Here is a 326-nt window from a genome sequence, read left to right as displayed (position 1 = left end):
AGACCAGCGCCTCGGTGAGGAAGTCGCCGATCGTCCGAAGCGGGTTCAGATGTGCACGCGGCGTCTGGAACGCCATGCCGATGCGCAGCGCCCGCAGCTCGCGGCGCCCTCGCTCGTCGAGGGATGCGAGATCCTTTCCCTCGACGCGGATCGTGCCCGCCGTGGTGAAGCTCTCGGGCAGCAGGCCGGCGATCGCGCGCACGCTGAGGGTCTTCCCCGACCCCGACTCTCCGACGAGGCCGACCGATTCGCCGAGGGCCACGTCGAGAGTGCAGTCGTGCACCAGGGTGCGCGGGCCGTCGGGCGTCGGCATCCCGATCTCGAGA

1 protein-coding gene is annotated in these 326 nt (G+C 70.6%); it reads right to left on the bottom strand.

Annotation, left to right across the window (positions count from 1 at the left end):
• On the bottom strand, positions 1-326 hold a 326-nt coding region (locus E3U55_RS17150), incomplete at both ends, for an ATP-binding cassette domain-containing protein (protein WP_134341686.1).

This window comes from Filobacillus milosensis, assembly GCF_004402015.1.
Lineage (GTDB): Bacteria > Bacillota > Bacilli > Bacillales > Alkalibacillaceae > Filobacillus > Filobacillus milosensis.
This window is presented reverse-complemented; position numbering and strand designations above follow the sequence as displayed.